The organism is Arthrobacter sp. GMC3 (assembly GCF_002929305.1).
Lineage (GTDB): Bacteria > Actinomycetota > Actinomycetes > Actinomycetales > Micrococcaceae > Specibacter.
In genome coordinates, this window is the sequence record NZ_PJIO01000047.1 from 1 (window position 1) to 1,445 (window position 1,445).

A 1,445-nucleotide genomic window follows, 5' to 3' on the forward strand; every position below is an offset into this window, starting at 1 on the left:
TGGTCCTGCCGGATATCATCCTGGTTGTGGGTAACTGGAAACTGATCGGTATGCTGGCCAAACAGGGCCGCGACTTCGTAGCGCTGAACTTACCGGAAGAGGTGAGTGAAGCATCGCCCGCGCACAGCCAGGCACCCCATGCCATTTTCTGTCTGGTGCTAATGGTGGCGTTAATGCTGACCGATGAAATTCCTAATCCTGTTGCCGGATATCATCGCCTGCCTGCTGATGGGGAAATTCCGCTGTATAGATGCTGAAAGCGCCTATAAATCCATTCACTGGCCGAGCATTATTTTGATCGTTGGGATGATGCCGTTTGCTGTGGCATTACAGAAAACGGGAGGTGTCGCGCTGGCGGTGAAAGGGCTGATGGACATTGGCGGTGGTTACGGGCCACATATGATGCTGGGGTGTTTGTTTGTCTTGTCGGCGGTTATTGGGCTATTTATCTCTAATACCGCGACGGCGGTGTTGATGGCTCCGATTGCGCTGGCTGCTGCCAAAACGATGGGGGTGTCGCCCTATCCATTCGCGATGGTCGTGGCGATGGCAGCAACCGCCGCCTTTATGACACCGGTTTCTTCACCTGTTAACACACTGGTTTTAGGTCCGGGAAATTACAGCTTCAGTGACTTTGTGAAGTTGGGGGTACCGTTCACCATTATCGTGATGGCGGTTTGTGTGGTGATGATCCCGATGCTGTTTCCGTTTTGACAAGAGCCTGATGTCGCATCCGGCGCTTATTGCCTGATGCGACGCAGACTCCGGCTGCTTACAGCGGTGAATCCTGGCTAATCTCATCGAGCGAAAGATGGAAGCTGGGAACAAATACTTCCATGAAGTAGTCCATCTCCTGGCTGCGACGCGCTTCAAGCGTCGCTTCCAGTCGCGTTTTTGCCAGCAAGAATTCATTATTTCCGGCCGCGAGTTCTTCCAGACATTTCAGATATGCACACAGTGCATCTGCCTGTTTCACCAGCGATTTTTCTTCATCGCTATATGCATGCTCGTCAATTAACGGCGCAAAGATATCCCGCAGCTCTTCCGGAACCATATCGACCAGTTTTTGCTGAGCGATTTTTTCAATAGCCTTGTACTCCTGAGCGATTTGCGAATTGAAGTATTTCACCGGAGTAGGGAGATCGCCGGTGAGCACTTCTGAGGCATCGTGGTACATCGCCAGTAAAGCGATACGTTCGGCGTTGACATTACCGCCAAATTTTCGATTTTTGATAGCTGCCAGCGCATGGGCGACCATCGCTACCTGCAAACTGCGTTCGGACACATTTTCCGTCCGCACGTTGCGCATGAGCGGCCAGCGGTTAATGAGTTTCAGGCGGGAGAGATGGGCAAAAAAATGGCTCTGTTTCATAGTGACCTTACGTATGATGACATCATCAGGTTATTGTGGGGCGATAACGCTGCCGGATGCAATCTCCGGCAGT

General features: G+C 51.8%; 3 protein-coding genes. 2 read left to right on the forward strand and 1 reads right to left on the reverse strand.

The genetic code is table 11. The annotated features are described in order from the left end of the window. On the forward strand, nt 1–257 hold a 257-nt coding region (locus CXQ94_RS23575), incomplete at its 5' end, for a hypothetical protein (protein ID WP_219817103.1). Continuing rightward, nucleotides 184–714, forward strand: a complete 531-nt coding sequence (locus tag CXQ94_RS23580; protein ID WP_219817104.1) for an SLC13 family permease — start codon at nt 184–186, stop codon at nt 712–714. The genes CXQ94_RS23575 and CXQ94_RS23580, both read left to right, overlap by 74 nt. A gap of 58 nt (nt 715–772) precedes the next feature. On the opposite strand, the gene yfbR is transcribed toward CXQ94_RS23580, so the two are convergent. Beyond that, on the reverse strand, nt 773–1,372 hold the full coding sequence (yfbR, locus tag CXQ94_RS23585; protein WP_104092569.1) for a 5'-deoxynucleotidase: 600 nt from the start codon (nt 1,370–1,372) through the stop codon (nt 773–775). Nucleotides 1,373–1,445: the final 73 nt, after the last annotated feature.